The organism is Pseudarthrobacter sp. Y6 (assembly GCF_050156205.1).
Taxonomy (GTDB): Bacteria; Actinomycetota; Actinomycetes; order Actinomycetales; family Micrococcaceae; genus Arthrobacter.
On record NZ_CP189574.1, the window covers coordinates 1988526 to 2007255 of the forward strand.

General features: G+C 64.6%; 18 protein-coding genes and 2 tRNA genes. 14 read left to right on the forward strand and 6 right to left on the reverse strand.

From position 1 onward, the window contains the following. Positions 1-87: 87 nt before the first annotated feature. The 3 genes from ACQCSW_RS09530 (at position 88) to ettA (ending at position 3064) form a co-directional block, all read left to right on the forward strand. On the forward strand, positions 88-669 hold the full coding sequence (locus tag ACQCSW_RS09530) for a single-stranded DNA-binding protein (RefSeq protein ID WP_426990511.1): 582 nt from the start codon (positions 88-90) through the stop codon (positions 667-669). A 108-nt stretch (positions 670-777) separates the two neighbouring features. After that, entirely contained in the window at positions 778-1335 is a 558-nt protein-coding gene (locus ACQCSW_RS09535) for a DUF6993 domain-containing protein (RefSeq protein WP_426990512.1), read from the forward strand. A gap of 46 nt (positions 1336-1381) precedes the next feature. Next, positions 1382-3064, forward strand: a complete 1683-nt coding sequence (gene ettA / locus ACQCSW_RS09540; RefSeq protein WP_426990513.1) for an energy-dependent translational throttle protein EttA — start codon at positions 1382-1384, stop codon at positions 3062-3064. Between the two features lie 108 nt (positions 3065-3172). Here ettA and ACQCSW_RS09545 read toward each other — a convergent pair whose 3' ends face one another. Beyond that, positions 3173-4153, reverse strand: coding sequence for an acyl-CoA thioesterase (locus tag ACQCSW_RS09545; RefSeq protein ID WP_426990514.1), 981 nt, complete (start codon positions 4151-4153; stop codon positions 3173-3175). Positions 4154-4216: 63 nt separating this feature from the next. Here ACQCSW_RS09545 and ACQCSW_RS09550 point away from each other — a divergent pair, with 63 nt between their 5' ends. Then, positions 4217-4873 (forward strand): hypothetical protein, encoded by a 657-nt coding sequence (locus ACQCSW_RS09550; RefSeq protein WP_426990515.1) that lies wholly within the window; start codon positions 4217-4219, stop codon positions 4871-4873. 45 nt (positions 4874-4918) lie between these two features. On the opposite strand, the gene ACQCSW_RS09555 is transcribed toward ACQCSW_RS09550, so the two are convergent. Further along, positions 4919-5371, reverse strand: a complete 453-nt coding sequence (locus ACQCSW_RS09555) for a globin (protein WP_426990516.1) — start codon at positions 5369-5371, stop codon at positions 4919-4921. A 4-nt stretch (positions 5372-5375) separates the two neighbouring features. Continuing rightward, positions 5376-6068 carry a mechanosensitive ion channel family protein gene (locus ACQCSW_RS09560; RefSeq protein ID WP_426990517.1) on the reverse strand — a complete coding sequence of 231 codons (693 nt, stop codon included), beginning with the start codon at positions 6066-6068 and terminating at the stop codon, positions 5376-5378. Between the two features lie 131 nt (positions 6069-6199). Here ACQCSW_RS09560 and ACQCSW_RS09565 point away from each other — a divergent pair, with 131 nt between their 5' ends. Next, positions 6200-7192 carry an epimerase gene (locus ACQCSW_RS09565; RefSeq protein WP_426990518.1) on the forward strand — a complete coding sequence of 331 codons (993 nt, stop codon included), beginning with the start codon at positions 6200-6202 and terminating at the stop codon, positions 7190-7192. Between the two features lie 79 nt (positions 7193-7271). On the opposite strand, the gene ACQCSW_RS09570 is transcribed toward ACQCSW_RS09565, so the two are convergent. After that, the gene (locus tag ACQCSW_RS09570) at positions 7272-7745 is read right to left on the reverse strand and encodes an OsmC family protein (RefSeq protein ID WP_426990519.1); all 474 of its coding nucleotides are present in this window, start codon (positions 7743-7745) and stop codon (positions 7272-7274) included. A gap of 9 nt (positions 7746-7754) precedes the next feature. Continuing rightward, positions 7755-10322 (reverse strand): aminopeptidase N, encoded by a 2568-nt coding sequence (pepN, locus tag ACQCSW_RS09575; RefSeq protein ID WP_426990520.1) that lies wholly within the window; start codon positions 10320-10322, stop codon positions 7755-7757. A gap of 109 nt (positions 10323-10431) precedes the next feature. On the opposite strand from pepN, the gene ACQCSW_RS09580 reads away from it, so the two are divergent. From ACQCSW_RS09580 to ACQCSW_RS09590, 3 genes are all read left to right on the forward strand, one after another. Beyond that, the gene (locus tag ACQCSW_RS09580; RefSeq protein WP_426990521.1) at positions 10432-11448 is read left to right on the forward strand and encodes a hypothetical protein; all 1017 of its coding nucleotides are present in this window, start codon (positions 10432-10434) and stop codon (positions 11446-11448) included. A gap of 66 nt (positions 11449-11514) precedes the next feature. After that, positions 11515-12021, forward strand: coding sequence for a ribose-5-phosphate isomerase (locus tag ACQCSW_RS09585; protein ID WP_426990522.1), 507 nt, complete (start codon positions 11515-11517; stop codon positions 12019-12021). Then, on the forward strand, positions 12021-12926 hold the full coding sequence (locus ACQCSW_RS09590) for an Fpg/Nei family DNA glycosylase (protein ID WP_426990523.1): 906 nt from the start codon (positions 12021-12023) through the stop codon (positions 12924-12926). The genes ACQCSW_RS09585 and ACQCSW_RS09590 overlap by 1 nt, the downstream gene beginning before the upstream one ends. Positions 12927-12985: 59 nt before the next feature. Here ACQCSW_RS09590 and ACQCSW_RS09595 read toward each other — a convergent pair. Then, positions 12986-13059 (reverse strand) — tRNA-Gly (locus tag ACQCSW_RS09595). A 148-nt stretch (positions 13060-13207) separates the two neighbouring features. On the opposite strand from ACQCSW_RS09595, the gene ACQCSW_RS09600 reads away from it, so the two are divergent. The 6 genes from ACQCSW_RS09600 (at position 13208) to ACQCSW_RS09625 (ending at position 18466) form a co-directional block, all read left to right on the forward strand. Next, positions 13208-13282, forward strand: a tRNA-Pro gene (locus ACQCSW_RS09600). An 85-nt stretch (positions 13283-13367) separates the two neighbouring features. Continuing rightward, positions 13368-14759 carry a trigger factor gene (tig, locus tag ACQCSW_RS09605; RefSeq protein ID WP_111909013.1) on the forward strand — a complete coding sequence of 464 codons (1392 nt, stop codon included), beginning with the start codon at positions 13368-13370 and terminating at the stop codon, positions 14757-14759. A gap of 237 nt (positions 14760-14996) precedes the next feature. Further along, a complete protein-coding gene (locus ACQCSW_RS09610) occupies positions 14997-15620 on the forward strand; it encodes an ATP-dependent Clp protease proteolytic subunit (RefSeq protein WP_426990659.1) in 624 nt (207 codons plus the stop codon). A 37-nt stretch (positions 15621-15657) separates the two neighbouring features. Then, positions 15658-16317, forward strand: coding sequence for an ATP-dependent Clp protease proteolytic subunit (locus tag ACQCSW_RS09615; protein ID WP_111909014.1), 660 nt, complete (start codon positions 15658-15660; stop codon positions 16315-16317). A 184-nt stretch (positions 16318-16501) separates the two neighbouring features. After that, positions 16502-17782: an ATP-dependent Clp protease ATP-binding subunit ClpX gene (gene clpX, locus ACQCSW_RS09620; protein ID WP_056340575.1), complete on the forward strand. Its 1281-nt coding sequence runs from the start codon at positions 16502-16504 to the stop codon at positions 17780-17782. Positions 17783-17851: 69 nt separating this feature from the next. Continuing rightward, the gene (locus tag ACQCSW_RS09625; RefSeq protein WP_426990524.1) at positions 17852-18466 is read left to right on the forward strand and encodes a disulfide bond formation protein DsbA; all 615 of its coding nucleotides are present in this window, start codon (positions 17852-17854) and stop codon (positions 18464-18466) included. Positions 18467-18730 lie beyond the last annotated feature (264 nt).

Here is an 18730-nt window from a genome sequence, read left to right on the forward strand (position 1 = left end):
GCGCGAAGTTGTCCCTCGCGGCCCGAAGCCGTCCGCGGGAAGCTGGTTCTGCCGCTAAGGCACCACCTTTCGAGACAGGACAAGACGATGAGTGACTACCAAACATTCCGGGGCTTCGTTGCCACGGATATCAAGACCTCCACAACTCCGGGCGGCGTTGGCACAGCCTCGTTCCGCCTCGGTTCAACGGCGCGGCGCTTTGACCGCGCTACCAGTACCTGGGTGGACACGCACACCAACTGGTTCAACGTCCAGGGCTACCGTCAGCTCGCAGGGAACATGGCCTGCAGCATCAAGAAGGGCCAGTGCGTCATCGTCGTTGGCCGGCTCAAGCTGCGCAGCTGGGAGAAGGACGGCAGGGTCTACCATTCGGCCGAAATCGATGCTGATTCCGTGGGGCACGACCTCAAGCGGGGTTCGGCCAACTACATCCGTACCAGCGACACCGGACTGCACGTCGCCTCAGACAAAGGCGCGGCAGGGCAGGATGCGGCAGCGGAGGGCAGCGGCATCGGCCCCTCCGATCCTGACGAGGACGGAGGAGACCCGGAGGAAGGGGAGCACGCTGACGACGACGCTGCAGCGTTGGCAGTCTTCCACGAGGATGCAGAGGGGAACCACATCCCGGTGGACGCTGAAACAGGCGAGCTCGCCGGATCCACCGTCTGAAAGTGCTGGCGTTGGATACCGCACGGGACGCGGGCGGTCCCGGTGCCGGCAGTCCGCCCGTGCCGGGACCGTTCCGTCCCAGGCTTGGCCGCGTGGCAGAATGGCGGCATGAATCGCGCGACGGACAACCGGCAGGCAACCCCAATCACCAGCCGGACCACCCGTTCCCGGCGGTTTGGGTCACGTGCGGGACGGGCGCCCGCCGCGCTCGCCGGAAGCCTCCTGATGGTTCTTGCCCTTGTGGCCTGCACCGGCGGCTCCCCCACGGGATCCGGTCAGGGCGCTGCCGCACCCGGCGAAGTGGCCACCCCCTCGGGGCTGGCCACCACGGGCTCCACCCAGCCGGCCGCGACGTCCCCGGCGGAGGACCCGGCCACGGCCGTGATGAAGCAGACGGTGACGGATGCGCTGGGCAGGCTGGCCGCGGGGACACCAAAGCCAGCCACAGTCCAGGTGACCGATGCCCTGACCGGCGCCGGGATTTCCCCGGCCGCGCTTGAAGTGTCGGCTAGCCGGACGCCCACCGGGCTTGAAGCTGATGCCATTGAAGCCGCTGTTCTGGAGGGCACCGACTGTGTGGTGGGACAGGTCCGCGACGGCAACGTCACTGTCACCGTTCTGCCGGCCTTGGCCAGCGGCAAGTGCTTCGTGGGGGCGGCTGCCTGACGCCTCGAATGTGAGTTAAGCCCGCCAACCCACTAGATTTGGAACCATGGCGGAATTTATCTACACAATGACCAATGCCCGCAAGGCAGTTGGCGAAAAACTCATTCTTGACAACGTAAGCATGTCCTTCTTCCCGGGCGCCAAAATTGGTGTTGTTGGCCCGAACGGTGCCGGTAAGTCCACCATCCTGAAGATCATGGCCGGACTGGACATCCCCTCCAACGGTGAGGCCCGGCTCAGCCCCGGCTACACCGTGGGGATCCTGTTGCAGGAACCGCCGCTGAACGAGGAAAAGACCGTCCTGGGCAATGTCCAGGAAGGTGTTGGCGAGATCTACGGCAAGATCCAGCGCTTCAACGAGATCTCCGAGGAAATGGCCAGCCCCGACGCTGACTACGACGTCCTGCTCGAAGAAATGGGTCACCTGCAGGAGGCCATTGACACTGCGGACGCCTGGGACCTCGACTCCCAGCTTGAGCAGGCCATGGACGCCCTCCGCTGCCCGCCCGCGGACGCCGACGTGACACTGCTCTCGGGCGGTGAACGCCGCCGCGTGGCGCTCTGCAAGCTCCTGCTGCAGAAGCCTGACCTCCTTCTCCTGGACGAGCCCACCAACCACCTGGACGCCGAGAGCGTGCTGTGGCTGGAACAGCACCTCTCCAACTATGCGGGCGCAGTCCTGGCCGTAACCCACGACCGGTACTTCCTTGACCACGTCGCGGAATGGATCGCCGAGGTTGACCGCGGCCACCTGTACCCCTACGAGGGCAACTACTCCACCTACTTGGAGAAGAAGCGTGCCCGCCTGGAAGTCCAGGGCAAGAAGGACGCCAAGCAGGCCAAGCGCCTCACCGAGGAACTCGAGTGGGTACGCTCCAACGCCAAGGGCCGCCAGACCAAGTCCAAGGCCCGGCTGGCCCGCTACGAGGAGATGGCTGCCGAAGCTGACCGCACCCGCAAGCTTGACTTCGAAGAGATTCAGATTCCGCCGGGCCCCCGCCTGGGCGGACTGGTCCTGGAAGCCCGGAACCTGCAGAAGGGCTTCGACGACCGCACCCTGATCGACGGCCTGTCCTTCACTCTTCCCCGCAACGGCATCGTAGGCGTCATCGGCCCCAACGGCGTGGGCAAGTCCACGCTTTTCAAAACCATCGTGGGCCTGGAGCCGCTCGACGGCGGCGAGTTGAAGATCGGCGATTCGGTCAAGATCTCCTACGCTGATCAGAACCGCGGCGGCATCGACCCGAACAAGACCCTGTGGGAAGTTGTTTCCGACGGCCTGGATTACATCCAGGTGGGCCACGTCGAAATGCCGTCCCGCGCCTACGTTGCCGCCTTCGGCTTCAAGGGCCCGGACCAGCAGAAGAAGGCCGGGGTACTCTCCGGTGGTGAGCGCAACCGCCTCAACCTTGCCCTGACCCTCAAGCAGGGCGGAAACCTGCTGCTCCTTGACGAACCCACCAACGACCTCGACGTCGAGACCCTCAGCAGCCTTGAAAACGCGCTGCTGGAGTTCCCCGGCTGCGCCGTAGTGGTATCGCACGACCGCTGGTTCCTGGACCGGGTGGCCACCCACATCCTGGCCTACGAAGGCGACGAGGAGAACCCCGCCAAGTGGTACTGGTTCGAGGGCAACTTCGAATCCTACGAGGAGAACAAGGTAGAGCGGCTCGGACCCGATGCGGCCAAGCCGCACCGTGTGACCCACCGCCGCCTCACCCGCGACTGATCCCGCTGCCGTACCGACCGCGACCGATACCGGCCGCGGTCGGTATCGGCGCAAAGAAGGGCCGGCACCCCGTCAGGGGCGCCGGCCCTTCTGCTGCCTGCTGGAAAGTCAGGCCCGCCCGGCCTTGCGGATCTGGTGCTCCAGGACTTTGGACTGGAAGGCGCCAACTACCTTGTTTTTCAGGTCGGTGGGCACCCGGACCATGCCCTCCTGCGCTACCGAGGCAACGTGCTGCCCGGCCCGGTTGAAGATCTTGCCCGTGGCGAGGCCGCGGGCTCCTTGGGCGCTGGGGGATTCCTGGACGTACAGCAACCATTCGTCCACGCGGGCCGGGCGATGCCACCACATGGCGTGGTCGAGACTGGCGACACTCATCCCGGGCGTGATCCAGCTCAGCCCGTGGCGGCGAAGGATGGATTCCAGCAGCGTGTAGTCGCTCGCGTAGGCCAGGGCGGCCCGGTGCAGGTTTGAATCATCGGGCATGGGCCCGAACGTCTTCATCCAGACAGCGTTCCGGGCCTCCTTCTTGCCCTTGGCCGAAACGTACAGCGGCGGGTCAACGTGCCTGATGTCAAAGGGCCGCTCGTAAGCCCAATGCTGTGCGATGGGGTGGTCGAACTTGCCCAGCAGGTCGGCCGTGCTCGGCAGCGACTCAGGATCGGGAATGCCGGCGGGCATCTTGGATTCGTGGTCGAGGCCTTCGTCTAGGTCCTGGAAGGACGCGATCATCGAAAGGATGGGCACTCCTTCCTGGTAGGCATGGACACGCCTGGCCGAAAAGGACCGGCCGTCACGCAGGCGCTGGACACCGAACGTGATGGGCTTGTTGGCGTCGCCAGGCCGGAGGAAATAGCCATGCATGGAATGGACAAACCGCTCCGGGTCCACCGTCCTCATGGAAGCGACCAGCGACTGGGCCAGCACCTGCCCCCCGAACACGCGCTGCCGGGGCTGCTGCTGCGATGGACCAAGGAAGATGTCCTCATCGGTCCGGGCGCCTTCAAGCTCACCGAGGTTAAGGAGTTGGATGAGCGTTTCGGTGGGGTCGCCGCTGGGTGGCGCCAGCAGTCCGGTTTCGGCTTCAGTCATGGATTGACTCTAGACGTCGCCCCGCCGCTGCTCAACCAAGCTTCAGCCGGTAGTGTTCTTAATGTGTCTGACCTACTTACGAAGTCCTTCCGGTTCGCCGATCCGCGTGATCTCGCCGATCTGCGCACCTTCACCACCCGTGCCAAGACGGTCGACGACGGCGCCATCCGGCTTCAGGCCGCAGGTTCCGTTCTCGCGGCCTACGTGTGCGTGCTGCGGCCCCGGCTGCTGGGTGAATCCACCCCCACCATCCTTGGCCTGCGCACCATGGCGCTGGCGGAACCTTCCGCGATAGACGTGACGGTGCCGCTCTCAGCCGTCCTTGACCGGCTTGCCAGGGCAGGGGAGGATGACGTTGAGCTGCCGGTTCCGGCGTCCACCGTCACCGAATCGTGGACGGGGGTCAGCGCGCCGCGTACTGGCTGGGAGCTGGTGGGTGCGTTCTCGGATGCCGAACTCCGGCGCGCAGCTGAAGCCGGCATCACCGAAGTGGCTGGCATCATGCCGGCCCAGCCGGGGGCACTGATCGTCAACAACGCACGCGCCGCTGTGTGGGGCCGGGCCCTGGATGACTCCGGCCTTCCGGCAGGAGCCGCCTTCGCGGCCCTCACCCTGGGATTCCTCGCAGACGCGGACCAGAAGCTCTACCGGGCGGGCCGTTGGTTCCGCCTCAGCGGTCCGCGCGGCCACGTCCTGGCGCGGACCGGCAGTGGCCTCTAGTACCCGGCCAGCCGTCGTCGTCCGCGCTAAGGCGTCAAGTCCGCGTCAGGCGTCCGAGGGGCTGTTCACCATGGATAATGCGGCACGTTCCATGTAGTCCCAGAGTGTTCCCTCGTGCAGGGGAGGCAGTTCCAGGGAATCGACGGCCGTCCGCATGTGGAACAGCCAGCGGTCCTTGGCCTCGGGTGTGACCCGGAACGGTATGTGGCGCATCCGCAGGCGCGGGTGGCCGCGCTCCTCGCCGTACGTGGTGGGCCCGCCCCAGTACTGCTCCAGGAACATCAGGAACCGCCGCTTGGCCGGCTCGAGGTCCTCCTCCGGGTACATCGGGCGCAACACTGGGTCCGTGGCAACGCCGTCGTAAAAGACATCGATCAGCTTGACGAACGTCCCGTGTCCGCCCACGGCATCGTAGAAGTTGTCCGTATAGCCGGGCTGGCTGAATGGATCGTTCTGCATAAGCTGGCGTGGCTGCTGCGGCTCGGAGGGTGTGCTCATGTCTCTATTCTCCGGCCTTTTGCTCTGTCTTTTTCGCCTCGGTGGCAGGCGCACTCAGGGCAGTGTCCGGCGCGGCCTCCGGCAAGTCCTGCACCGCCGAGTCCTGGACCGGCACGTAGTTGCCCTGCGAACGGTTGCCGACGCGAAGGATCTCGCCATTGCGGAGGTACCAGATGGCGCCGTCCTCTGAGCGGACCCGGGTGATGCGCAGCCCCATAGACTCGACCACACCCACCACTTCGCTGGTTTCGATCACGTCGCCGATCCCATACTGGTCCTCAATCGTGATGAAGATGCCGGCGAGGAAATCGCGGATCAGCTGCTGGGCGCCAAAACCGATGGCGATACCCAGGATCCCCACGCTGGTCAGCAGCGGGGCGATATCGATGTCCAGGTTCTGCAGCACATACATGGTGGTGATCACGGCCACCAGAACTCCCACGATGCTGTTGAGCAGGGAACCGATGGTTTCCGCCCGCTGCACGCGGCGCTCGTGATCCAGGGCCCGGAGGGCGGGGGCAACCCACTTGAAGTGCGGTTTCTTGAAGAAATTGGTGCCCGACGCCACCCGCTTGCTGATCCGGGAGATTACGAAGGTGGCCACCAGCCAGATCGTGATTCCGACGCCAAGGCTGATCACAATGCCCGTAATGCTGACGCCGTCGGGCTCGGATGCGAGGGATGGGGCAATTGACATCGTGCTGAACATAAAGGGCAAAACTCCTCGGGGGTCACCGGCGGCGGCCGGGATGATGTCGGCCCATGCACAGGTTCGCCCGCGGCATAAGGCTCTGTTCTCTTTCAACCCTAGCGCCGTAGCGTGTCCGTATGCGCATCCTCATTCTGGGCGGAACCGCCTTTCTTTCGTCTGAAATCGCCCGGCAGGCCGTTTCCGCAGGTCACACAGTCACCTGCCTTGCCCGCGGATCGGCGACGGAACCGCCAGACGGTGTCCAGTGGGTAAAAGCGGACCGTTCACTGGGCGCGAACAGCTATACACAGGTGGCTGGGGACTGGGATGCGGTCATTGACGTGGCCCGCCATCCTGTTCCGGCCAAGGAGGCGCTGGCAGCCCTGGCCCACAGGACTGCCCACTGGACGTTTGTGTCCAGCTGCTCCGTCTACGCTGACCATTCAATGCCGGGAGCGGCTGAGGACGCTGAGCTGTTGGTGCCCCTGCCGCCCGGCACGGAATCCGCTCCGGAGAACTATGGGGAATCCAAGTCAGCGATTGAACAGGCCACCCTGGAAGCCGCGGGGGACAGGGCGCACCTCTGCCGCGCGGGCCTCATCGGCGGGCCCGGCGACGGGACGGACCGGTATGGCTACTGGCCCGCAAGGTTTGCCAGGGACAACGGCCCGGCCGTGGTCCCGGCCATCGCCGGCCACGCCACGCAAATGATTGATGTGCGGGACCTCGCGGTGTGGGTCCTCGATGCTGCCCAGCGTGGGATGACCGGGCCGCTGAACGCCGTGGGGGACCAGGTGCCCTTTGGCGAGTACATGGAGGGGGCCACAACAGTGGCCGAATACCGGGGCGAGGTTCTCAAGGCCCCGGAGGATTGGCTCCTGGAACGCGGGATCGACTACTGGGCCGGACCGGATTCCCTCCCGCTGTGGCTGCCGCCCGGCCACGAGGGGTTCTGTAGCCGCAGCAACCACGCCGCCAGGGCCGCGGGGCTGGCCATAAGGCCCTGGCAGGACACGCTGGCGGACACGCTGGCGGACGAACGCCGCCGCGGCCTGGACCGCGACCGCAAGGCAGGGCTCACGCCCGCCACCGAAATGCGGCTCGCAGCGGAGCTTCTTCGAAGCCGCTGAGTCCAGCCCCCTGAACTGAGTAGCAGCACATGTCGTTTTGAGCCGCCAAAACGACATGTGCTGCTACGTAGTTGGACTGTCAGGCCACCACAGTTACGGGTGAATGATGCACGGGGAAATTGACGCTCCGGGCGATGAAACAGACCGCGTTGGCTTCGCGGTGAAGCTGTTCTGCGAGATCCACATGGGCCGCGTCCGCCACGGTCACCCGCGGGTTCAGCGTGACGGACTCAAACTGTCCGCTGCCATCGCGGTTCAGGCGCATAACACCGGTGGCGTCGTCCTGATAGTCGGTCACCACCACCCCGTGCCGCACCGCCACGTGCAGGAAGGACAGCATGTGGCACTGCGCCAGCGCAGCCAGGAGCAGCTGCTCCGGGTTGTAGCGTTCACGGTCCCCATGGAATGTCGGATCGGCTGACCCCTTCAAGACCGGCAGCCCGGGGATCACGATGTCGTGGTCCCGTGAGTAGCCACGGTACGACGACGTTCCCTGTCCCAGGTTGCCGGTCCACTGCACCGTCAGGGAATAGTGGTGCTCGCCCAGGCTCATGGCGCGGGCCTACAGCTCGCCCGGCAGAACGTCGGCCGCGCGTGCCCGCAGGGCCCGGGCCACGCCGTCGCGGTTTTCCAGCATCATGCGGCGCAGGGCGGCGCTGTCTGCCGGAAGGCCGGCGAGGAAAGCATCCGTGCGGTCTACCGTTGCCTGCGTGGTCAGCAATGCCGGGTAAAGCCCGACGACGATCTGCTGGGCGAGTGCGTGCGTGCGGTTTGCCACGATCCCGGGAACAGCCTCGAAGTACTTTTCCGCGTACGGCTCCAGCAGCGAACGGTCCAGCACCCGCATGAAGCCAGTGACGGCTGAACCCTGGAGCGCATTGGAGAGTTCTCCCGTAACTACGATCGAGTCCCAGGCGGCGGCCTTGGCTTCGGCGGTGGGGATGACCGCCGCGGCCAGGGCCGCGGCGTTCTGTCCGCTCGCGGTGTTGTCGCGTTCCAGTTCGGCGTCGATAACAGCCTGGCCCAGCCGGCCACCGGCCACCAGCGAGGCCAGCAGCTCCCAGCGGAGGTCCTGGTCCACGGCCAGCCCGTCCAAGGTCGCTGTGCCGTCCAGGAGCCCGGCGACGGTGTCCAGCTCGCGTGAGCTGCGGGCCAGCAGGGCAAACGACTTCACAAACTGCAGCTGGGCGTCGGACCCGCCAAGTGCTGCGCTTGCCAGGTCCCACAGCGTGTCCACGGCGGCGACCGTGGCGGCCTCGCGATGCTCCTCAGCCACATAGAAGTTCAGCGTGGTGGCCAGCTGGCGCAGCTGGACCAGGATCACCGACGAATCGGATTCCGCGGCCACGTTGGCCAGGATCAGCTCCACGTACCGGCGCGCCGGGGTCTCGCCGTCGCGGGCAGCATCCCAGGCGGAGTTCCACACCAAGGTCCGGGGCAGGCTCGCACTGAAGTCTTTCAGGTGCGCCGTTGCCGTGGCGAGGGACTTCTCGTCCAGCCGAACCTTGGCGTAGGCGAGATCGTCGTCGTTGACCAGGATCAGGTCAGGCTGCGCCAGTCCCGCCAGCGCCGGCACGTCGGTGCGCTCGCCGTCGACGTCGAGCTCCTCGCGGTGCACGCGCTCCAGCTTGCCCGCGCTGTTCAGGTTGTAGAACCCGACGGCGAGCCGGTGCGGACGGATGGTGGGCCACTCGTCGACGGCGGACTGGACGATGGTGAAGGATGTCAGCGTCCCGGAGTCGTCCACGGAGAGCTCCGGCTTGAGCGTATTGACGCCGGCGGTCTCCAGCCAGAGGCGGCCCCACTGGTCCAGGTCGCGGCCGCTGGCCTTCTCCAGCTCCACCATGAGGTCGCTGAGCTCGGTGTTCTGCCAGGCGTGCTTGGCGAAATACTCCCGGACCCCGGCCATGAACTGCTCCGGCCCCACCCAGGCCACCAGCTGGCGCAGGACTGAGGCGCCCTTGGCGTAGGTGATGCCGTCGAAGTTGACCTCCACGTCCTGCAGGTCGTTGATGTCGGCGAAGATCGGGTGCGTCGTAGGCAGCTGGTCCTGGCGGTAGGCCCAGGACTTCTCCACCGAGGCGAAAGTGGTCCACGCGCTCGTGAAGGAAGTGTTTTCGACGGCCGCGAGGTGGGACATGTATTCGGCGAAGGATTCGTTGAGCCAGAGGTCGTTCCACCAGCGCATGGTCACCAGGTCGCCGAACCACATGTGGGCCAGTTCGTGCAGCACAGTGATGGCCCGGCGCTCGATCTGCGCCCCGGTCACCTTGCTCCGGAAAACGTAACCTTCGAGGATGGTCACCGCGCCGGCATTCTCCATGGCGCCCGCGTTGAATTCGGGCACAAAGAGCTGGTCGTACTTCTCGAACGGGTACGGGAAGCCGAACTGCACCTCGAAGAATTCGAAGCCTTGACGCGTCAGATCAAAGATGTTGTCCGCGTCGAGATACTGCATCAGGGACTTCCGGGCAAAAACACCCAGCGGGATCACACGGCCGTCGGAACTGGCCACTTCGCTGCGGACCGACTGGTACGGGCCGGCGATCAGGGCGGTGACATAAGAAGACAGCCGCGGCGTGGGAGCGAACGTCCAGACCGAGCGGGCACCGCCGTGGTCCCCGGGCGTGGCCTCCACCGGGGCAGGGGTGGGGGAGTTGGAGATGACATCCCAGTGCGAGGGCGCCGTGACCGTGAACCTGAAGGTGCCCTTGAGGTCAGGCTGCTCAAACACCGCGAACATCCGGCGCGAATCGGGAACCTCGAACTGTGTGTACAGGTACACCTCGTTGTCCACCGGATCCACAAAACGGTGCAGGCCTTCGCCGGTGTTCATGTACGGCGCGTCGGCCACCACCGTGAGCTCGTTGGAGCCGGCCAGGTTCGGCAACTGGATCCGGATACCGTCGGAGACAGCCGCAGGGTCCAAGGCGCGCCCGTTGAGCGTGATGCTGTGCACGGCGTGGGTGACGGCATCGATAAACGTGGCGGATCCGGGCACTGCCGTGAACTTCACCGTGGTGGTGGTCCCGAAGACCTTCTCGCCCCGGGTCAGGTCCAGAATGACATCGTAGGAGTCAACGTTGATGAGTTCGGCACGCTCGCGGGCTTCGGCGCGAGTCAGGTTCATACCTGGCAAGTGGGGCCTCCAGAAGGGGTTGCGGTTGCCGGGGGCGGTGGCCTGCACCGGCACAGTGAAGTCATTCTGTCACGGCCTCCGGCGGGAGTAGCGTTAACGCATGGGAAAGTTCCGGGATTCGGTGGATACCAAGGCACTGCGCTTCGCGGTGGGCTTTCCCGTGGTCTTGGCGGCGGCTTTTGTGTTCTGCGCCTTTTTGCTGCGGCCCGATCTTCCGGACCCCGTAGCGATCAGCTGGACGGCCGACGGCGGCGCCTCCTTTGCCCCGTTCGGCGCCTATGCGGGCGGCGGCGCGCTGCTCATCATCGCCTCAGGCTGGCTGGTGCTATTCCAGGCGGTACCGCTGTCCCGGCCCGCTGTTATGCGCCGGATCATGATGGGAACGGGTTTGTTCCTGAGCCTGTTCATCACCAGCGTCCTCGCGGGCGGGCTGGTGGGCCAGGCCGGCCTCGCCGACGCCCGGGAGTCCCGGGTGGATCTCACGGTCCTCGCTCTCGGGAGCGGGGCGGCGTTGTCGCTGGGCGTCATCATGGGGTTCGTGTTCAAAGCCGACAGGCAGTGGTCGTCCGAGGATGACCGGGCCCTGGAGTTGGCCCTCGCCCGCGAGCTTGACACGGAGCTTGCCGGAGACACCTTCCGGATGTGGGTGCACGCGCGCAGTTCCGTCTTTGTGATGATCGCGGTGGCCAGCCTGTTCCCGGCCGCGCTGATCGCTGTGGCGCTGCCCTGGCTCGGGGCCCTGGTGGCTGCCCTCGCCGTGGTGGCCGCTGCTTTCCTCTGCGCCCGCGTCAAGGCCGACCGCCGCGGTCTGCGTGTCCTGGTGGCCGGCGTGCTGCCGGTCATGGATGTGCCGGCGGCCGCGATCTCCACCGCAAGCGCCGCGGACGTCCGAGCCGCCGACTACGGCGGGTGGGGCTACCGCAACCACAGCGGCACCGCCGCGATGCTGGTCAGCAGCGGCCCCGCCGTCGTCGTTCATCAAACCGATGGGCGCAACCTAGCGGTCAGCGGCGGCAGCGCGGCATCCGCGGCCCGGCTGGCAGAAGTCCTGACCCGCGTGGCTGCCAGGGCGCAGGGGCGCGCGTCCGGTGAACGTGCTCCGGAGTCTGAGTCCTAGTAGCCTTGTCCGTGATGATCTGACCCTGGCCTGAACCAGCGCTGCTCGCCCCCGGCGCCGAAACGAATGGATACTGCTGTGACTTCTTCCCCTGCCTTCCCGCGGGTACATATCGCTACCGACCACGCAGGTATGGAACTCAGCGCCCACCTGGTCAGCCACCTCACGGCCAAGGGCTACGACGTGGTGGACCACGGCCCCAAGGAATATGACGCCCTGGACGATTACCCGCCCTTCTGCATCAACGCAGCGCTCGCCGTCGTGGCTGACCAGCAGGCAGGAACCCATGCCCTGGGCATTGTCCTGGGCGGCTCGGGCAATGGGGAACAAATTGCGGCCAACAAGGTCAAGGGGGTCCGCGCAGCACTCGCCTGGAACCACTCCACCGCCACTCTGGCGCGTGAACATAACGATGCCAACGTGGTGGCCGTGGGCGGCCGCCAGCACACTGTCGAAGAAGCGACCGAACTGATCGAGGCCTTCCTGGCTGAGCCCTTCAGCAACGACGAGCGGCACGTCCGCCGCATCGGCAAGATTGCGGCTTACGAATCCACCGGCGAGGTCATCGAGTAGTGCCCGAAGGGCATTCAGTCCGCCGCCTGGCGCAACAGTTCGGGGACGTTTTTACCGGCGAGTCGCTGTCCGTCAGCAGCCCGCAGGGCCGGTTCGTGGCCGGTGCAGCCCTGCTGGACGGCAAGGTCCTGACCGAGTCGCACGCCCACGGCAAGCACCTCTTCCTGCATTTCGACCACGCCGTGGTGCTGCACGTCCACCTGGGGCTCTATGGTGCCTGGGACTTCGGCGGCGACGCGACCTTCACCGGGGCCTCCAGCATCGGCGCCCCGCGGAAGATCGGGGAGCGCGAGGTTTTCGATGACCGCGAAATTGTCGACGAAACCGAGACGGTTGAGTACGCAGGCCCGCCCGAGCCCCGGGGCGCTGTGCGCGTCCGGCTGGTCAGCCGCCATGGCTGGGCAGACTTGCGCGGTGCCACCACCTGCGCGGCTATCACCGAGGCAGAAACGCGGGCCGTCCAGGCCCGGCTGGGGCCGGACCCGCTGCATAACCATCCCGCGGACAGGACCCGATTTGTGACGGGCCTTTTGTCCCGCAAGACGCCGATCGCAGCGCTGCTGATGGACCAGAAGGTGATTGCCGGCGTCGGGAATGTCTACCGGGCCGAAGTGCTGTTCCGGCAGCGGATGGATCCGTGGCTGCCGGGTACTGGACTCTCCGGCAGCGCTGCCGGTCTGTTGTGGGACGACACGGCCTCAGTGATGGCCGACGGCGTCCGCGACGGGCGGATCATCACCACGCCGGCGGGATTCTGGGAACCAGGGGCGGTCTTGCCCTCGGGCGGCGACGCCCACTTCGTGTACAAGCGAGAAGGGCAGCCCTGCCGGGTCTGTGCCGTGCCGGTGGCCATCACCGAAATGGTGGGCCGCAAGCTGTACTGGTGCCCCGGCTGCCAGCAGTAGCCAACAAAAGTCAGCCAAACAAAAAAGCAGGGCCCCTCAACTGAGGGGCCCTGCTTATGTGGAGGGGACGACGGGAATCGAACCCGCGTAATCAGTTTGGAAGACTGAGGCTTTACCATTAAGCTACGTCCCCGGAAAAATGCAGCTCAGCTGTTGCATCAGGCTGTACTGCGTTTCTTCGGGCTGGCTGTTGAAGCCGGATACAACTAAACCTAATTCATGCCCCACGTGTCAAATGTGCAAAGAACGCCCGGATCACCGTAGACTTGCCTGTGCACTTACGGGGTGTAGCTCAGCTTGGCTAGAGCACCTGCTTTGGGAGCAGGAAGTCGCAGGTTCAAATCCTGTCACCCCGACTCTGCGGCTCGGGCCGTGCATGCGGCCCGGGCAGAAAAATGCGTTTGCAGAAACCCATCCCACAAACCCAGGAGTACTTAGACCGTGAAGAGCGCTGTCGAGAACCTCACCCCCACGCGGGTCAAGCTCAATGTTGAGGTCCCTTTTGAGGAATTGAAGCCCAGCATCGACGAGGCATACAAGACTGTTGCTTCGCAGATCCAGGTCCCTGGCTTCCGTAAAGGCAAAGTCCCGTCCAAGCTGATCGACCAGCGCGTTGGCCGCGGCTACGTCCTGGAGACGGCCATCAACGAAGGGCTCAACGGCTGGTACCAGGCTGCAGTCCAGGAGTCCGGCATCCGCCCCCTGAGCCGTCCCGAGGTGGAGATCACCGAAGTTCCGGACCCCAGCTCCACGGACGGGGAACTGAAGTTCCACGCCGAGGTTGATATCCGTCCGGAGATCGAACTTCCCGACTACGCCGGCATCAAAGTCGAGGTAGCTGCAGCGGAATCCTCCGATGAAGACGTTGACAAGGCCCTGGATGAACTGCGCGGCCGCTTCGGCACGCTGAAGTCCGTGGACCGCCCGGCGGCCGACGGCGATTTCCTGACCATCGACATCACCGCCACCATTGACGGCGCCGACGTTGATTCCGCGTCCGGCCTGTCCTACCAGGTGGGCACGGAAACCATGCTCGAGGGCCTGGACGAGGCCGTGACCGGCCTCAGCGTTGACGAAGACGCCATCTTCGAAACCACCCTGGTGGGCGGTGACCACGCCGGCGAGTCCGCCCAGGTGAAGGTTGTTGTCAAGGCCGTCAAGGAGCGCGAGCTTCCGGAAGCCAACGACGACTTTGCCCAGCTGGCCTCTGAGTTCGACACCCTGGCCGAACTCCGCGAGGACCTGGCCAAGCAGGCCGCCGAGTCCAAGGTTGTTGAGCAGGGCGTAGAGGCCCGCGACAAGGTCCTGGACAAGCTCGTTGAGCTCGTGGAGGTTCCGGTTCCGGACTCCGTTGTTGAAGAGCAGCTCGAAACCCACTTCAAGGAGGGCAACGGCCACGGTGAAGGCGAACACGACACCGAGGAGCACCGCGAAGAGGTCAAGGCCAACACTGCCCGCGCCTTCCAGAACGAAGTCATCCTCGACGCCATTGCCGAAAAGGAAGAAGTCAACGTCAGTCAGGCTGAGCTGATCGACTACATCGTCAGCGCTGCCAGCCAGTACGGCATGGACCCGAACCAGTTCGCCCAGATCATCGATCAGAGCGGCCAGGTTCCCATGATGGTTTCTGAGGTCCGGCGCCGGAAGGCACTGGCTGTTGTCCTGGGCCAGGCCACGGTGACCGACACCGCCGGCAAGACTGTTGACCTCAGCGACTTCGTCCGCCCCGGCGGCGAAGAAGAGGCTCCCGCCGTTGAGGCCGAGGCCGCTGAAGATACCAACGCCGAGACCGAGGCCACCCCGAGTGACGACCCGGCAGCAGTGAAGTTCTAGCACGCCCCTGGTAGTGCGACTGAAGGCAGCCCCCGGACCTACTGGTCCGGGGGCTGCCTTCGTTAATGGGCAGTAGTAATGGGCAGTCGCAGGGATCGTGCGCCGTCAGCGAACAGCGCGATTCCGGCGAACAAATCGTCCCACAAACCGGTTAGTGTCCAAGTAGTGAAGTTCAGTGATGTCACCGTCACCAGCGAGAGGTAAGTACACATGTCACAGCACGCAGAGACCCCCCGGATGGCGACTGTAGATCCGGCCGGCCAGGACAACTACATCTACAACCGCCTCCTGAAAGAGCGCATCATCTGGCTGGGCTCCGAGGTGCGTGACGACAACGCCAACGCCATCTGCTCGCAGCTGCTGCTCCTGTCCGCCGAGAACCCGGAAAAGGACATCTACCTCTACATCAACTCTCCCGGCGGCTCCGTGACCGCAGGCATGGCCATTTATGACACCATGCAGTTCATCCCGAACGACGTCGTCACCGTCGCCACCGGCCTGGCCGCCTCCATGGGCCAGTTCCTGCTCTCCTCCGGCACGAAGGGCAAGCGCTACGCCACCCCCAACGCCCGCGTCCTGATGCACCAGCCCTCCGGCGGCATCGGCGGTACGGCCTCGGACATCAAGATCCAGGCCGAGCTGATCCTGCACATGAAGAAGGTCATGGCTGAACTGACCGCGGACCAGACCGGACAGTTGGTGGAAACCATCCTCAAGGACAACGACCGTGACAAGTGGTTCACCGCCCCCGAAGCCCTCGAATACGGCTTCTTCGACAAGATCGCCGCCCACGCCGGTTCCGTCTCCGGCGGCGGCGGAACCGCCAGCGGTACGTCCGGCGAGTCGGCATCCGAGAAGTAACCCGGCACTTAGAACACTTAGATCAGGAGCAACAAAAATGACTTACAACTTCGGATCGACTGCCGGTAATCTTCCGACCAGCCGTTACGTCCTTCCCCAGTTCGAAGAGCGCACGCCTTACGGCTTCAAGCGCCAGGACCCCTACACCAAGCTGTTCGAGGACCGCATCATCTTCCTCGGCGTCCAGATCGATGACGCCTCCGCTGATGACGTCATGGCCCAGCTGCTGGTCCTCGAGTCCACCGACCCGGACCGTGACATCACGCTGTACATCAACTCTCCGGGTGGCTCCTTCACCGCCATGACCGCGATCTACGACACCATGACGTACATCCGGCCGGAGATCCAGACCGTCTGCCTTGGCCAGGCCGCCAGCGCCGCCGCCGTGATCCTCGCAGCCGGCACCCCGGGCAAGCGCCTGGCCCTGCCCAACGCCCGTGTCCTGATCCACCAGCCTGCCCTCTCCGGCGGCCAGGGTGGGCAGGCCTCGGACCTTGAGATCCAGGCCGCGGAAGTCATGCGGATGCGCGCCTGGCTTGAGGACACGCTGGCCCACCACTCGGGCCGCACCGCGGAGCAGGTCAACAACGACATTGAGCGTGACAAGATCCTGACCGCCGCCGAGGCCCTGGATTACGGTCTCATTGACCAGGTGCTTGATTCCCGCAAGATGAAGCCGCAGGCAATCACCAGGTAGTAAGGCTCTTCTAAGGCCGGTGCGGTCCAGTTTGTTTTTGGGCCGCACCGGCCTTCTCTTTCCACCCTTGAGGCCGAATGTGACCTAGAGTGGAAGTTGTCACGGCCGGCCCTCCCAGGCAGGTCCGGATTTTTCAGCAACGGTGCACAGCTGCCTGGCAGCAAGATACTAAAGGGGTTCACATATGGCTCGGATTGGCGAGAGCACGGATCTGCTGAAGTGTTCTTTCTGCGGAAAGAGCCAGAAGCAGGTACGCAAGCTCATTGCCGGGCCCGGTGTCTACATCTGCGACGAATGCATTGAGCTCTGCAACGAAATCATTGAGGAAGAGCTTGCGGAAGTCGCCGATCTGGGAAGTTTCGAACTGCCCAAGCCCCGCGAGATCTTCGACTTTCTGCAGGAATACGTCATCGGCCAGGAACCTGCCAAGCGTTCGCTCGCCGTCGCCGTCTACAACCACTACAAGCGGATCCAGGCCGGCCACGCCCCTAAGAGCGGCAGCCTCGCCGAGGGCGGCCACCACGACGACGTCGAAATCGCCAAGTCCAACATCCTCCTCATCGGCCCTACCGGCTGCGGTAAAACCTACTTGGCCCAGACACTGGCGCGGCGGCTGAATGTTCCGTTTGCTGTTGCCGACGCCACCGCGCTCACCGAAGCCGGCTATGTGGGGGAGGACGTGGAGAACATCCTCCTCAAGCTCATCCAGTCGGCGGATTACGACGTCAAGAAGGCCGAACAGGGCATCATCTACATTGACGAAATCGACAAGATTTCGCGCAAGAGCGAGAACCCCTCCATCACCCGGGACGTCTCCGGTGAGGGCGTGCAGCAGGCGCTCCTGAAGATCCTCGAAGGAACCGTAGCCTCCGTTCCGCCGCAGGGAGGACGCAAGCACCCCCACCAGGAATTCATCCAGATCGACACCACCAACGTGCTGTTCATCGTGGCGGGCGCCTTTGCCGGGCTGGAAGAGATTATTGGTTCGCGTTCCGGACGCAAGGGCATTGGCTTCGGCGCCCCACTCAACGATGCCAGCAACAAGGTGGACTCCTACGGCGAAGTTATGCCCGAGGACCTCCTGAAGTTCGGCCTCATCCCGGAATTCATCGGCCGCCTGCCCGTGATCACCACAGTCTCCAGCCTTGACCGCGACGCCCTCATCCAGATCCTCTCCACGCCGAAGAACGCGCTGGTCAAGCAGTACCAGAAGATGTTCCAGATCGACGGCGTGGAACTCGTCTTCGATGACGACGCCCTCAATGCCATCGCCGACCAGGCCCTTGAGCGTGGCACGGGTGCTCGCGGCCTCCGGGCCATCATGGAGGAAGTGCTGCTCCCGGTCATGTTCGACCTCCCCAGCCGCGAAGACGTGGCCAGCGTGGTCATCACCGCTGACGTTGTCCTCAGCAAGGCCGAGCCCACCCTCATTCCGCACGTGACCAAGCGACGCAAGTCCGCCTGACGCGTCCGCCACCCCGCCTGACACTTCCGCCTTCCATCCCCGCACGCCCAGGAACCAGAGGACTCACGCATGACTGACGCAACCATCAACCAGGCCGATTTCTGGTTTGATCCGCTGTGCCCGTTCGCTTGGATCACGTCACGCTGGATCGGCGAGGTTGAGGCTGTCCGCAACATCAAAACGGTGTGGCATGTGATGAGCCTGTCTGTCCTGAACGAGGGCCGCGACCTGGAACCCGCGTACCGCGCAGACATGGACAGGGCGTGGGGCCCTGTCCGGGTCATCATCGCGGCCCAGGAGCAGCACGGTGACCACATTGTGAAGCCGCTCTACGACGCCATGGGCACACTGATCCACCTTGGCGGGGAGAAGGACTTCGGCGTTGTCATCAGCAAGGCGCTGGCCGAGTGCGGACTCCCGGCCGGCTTGGCAGACGTTGCCACCACGGACGCCTTTGACACCCAGCTGAGGGCCAGTCACGAGGAGGGCATCTCGTTGGTGGGCCAGGACGTCGGAACGCCGGTTGTTGCCTTCAACGGAACGGCTTTCTTCGGCCCCGTGCTGACCCGCATCCCGCGCGGCGAACAGGCGGGCCAGCTGTGGGATGCCACCGTCACGCTCGCCTCCTACCCGCATTTCTTCGAGATCAAGCGCAGCCGCAGCGAACGCCCCGAATTCGGCTGACGCCGACAACAAAGAGCCCCGGAAGAACTACTCTGATGTAATTCTTCCGGGGCTCTTGCGCATCCAAACCGTCGGGACAACAATGGTTCTTACCCACTTCGAAAGAAGAGGGACGCAGGAACCAAAGATTCAGTGATATGTATCCGACGCAGCCATCGGCAAAGTCAGATACAAGCTACCAGTGACGAGGTAGGAAGACCTGAAGATCCAAGGATCCTGCCAGACCATCAAAGACGTCACCAGGATGGCCGAAAAGTCGAAGCC

Bases quoted from the DNA above. Each gene is read 5' to 3' on its own strand.
- ACQCSW_RS09615 (WP_111909014.1), top strand. From the start codon at position 15,658: ATGACTTACAACTTCGGATCGACTGCCGGTAATCTTCCGACCAGCCGT.
- ACQCSW_RS09560 (WP_426990517.1), bottom strand. From the start codon at position 6,068: ATGTCAATTGCCCCATCCCTCGCATCCGAGCCCGACGGCGTCAGCATT.
- ACQCSW_RS09625 (WP_426990524.1), top strand. From the start codon at position 17,852: ATGACTGACGCAACCATCAACCAGGCCGATTTCTGGTTTGATCCGCTG.
- ettA (WP_426990513.1), top strand. From the start codon at position 1,382: ATGGCGGAATTTATCTACACAATGACCAATGCCCGCAAGGCAGTTGGC.
- ACQCSW_RS09610 (WP_426990659.1), top strand. From the start codon at position 14,997: ATGGCGACTGTAGATCCGGCCGGCCAGGACAACTACATCTACAACCGC.
- ACQCSW_RS09530 (WP_426990511.1), top strand. From the start codon at position 88: ATGAGTGACTACCAAACATTCCGGGGCTTCGTTGCCACGGATATCAAG.
- ACQCSW_RS09570 (WP_426990519.1), bottom strand. From the start codon at position 7,745: ATGAGCCTGGGCGAGCACCACTATTCCCTGACGGTGCAGTGGACCGGC.
- clpX (WP_056340575.1), top strand. From the start codon at position 16,502: ATGGCTCGGATTGGCGAGAGCACGGATCTGCTGAAGTGTTCTTTCTGC.
- pepN (WP_426990520.1), bottom strand. From the start codon at position 10,322: ATGAACCTGACTCGCGCCGAAGCCCGCGAGCGTGCCGAACTCATCAAC.
- ACQCSW_RS09565 (WP_426990518.1), top strand. From the start codon at position 6,200: ATGCGCATCCTCATTCTGGGCGGAACCGCCTTTCTTTCGTCTGAAATC.
- ACQCSW_RS09555 (WP_426990516.1), bottom strand. From the start codon at position 5,371: ATGAGCACACCCTCCGAGCCGCAGCAGCCACGCCAGCTTATGCAGAAC.
- ACQCSW_RS09580 (WP_426990521.1), top strand. From the start codon at position 10,432: ATGGGAAAGTTCCGGGATTCGGTGGATACCAAGGCACTGCGCTTCGCG.
- ACQCSW_RS09535 (WP_426990512.1), top strand. From the start codon at position 778: ATGAATCGCGCGACGGACAACCGGCAGGCAACCCCAATCACCAGCCGG.
- ACQCSW_RS09545 (WP_426990514.1), bottom strand. From the start codon at position 4,153: ATGACTGAAGCCGAAACCGGACTGCTGGCGCCACCCAGCGGCGACCCC.
- ACQCSW_RS09585 (WP_426990522.1), top strand. From the start codon at position 11,515: ATGGATACTGCTGTGACTTCTTCCCCTGCCTTCCCGCGGGTACATATC.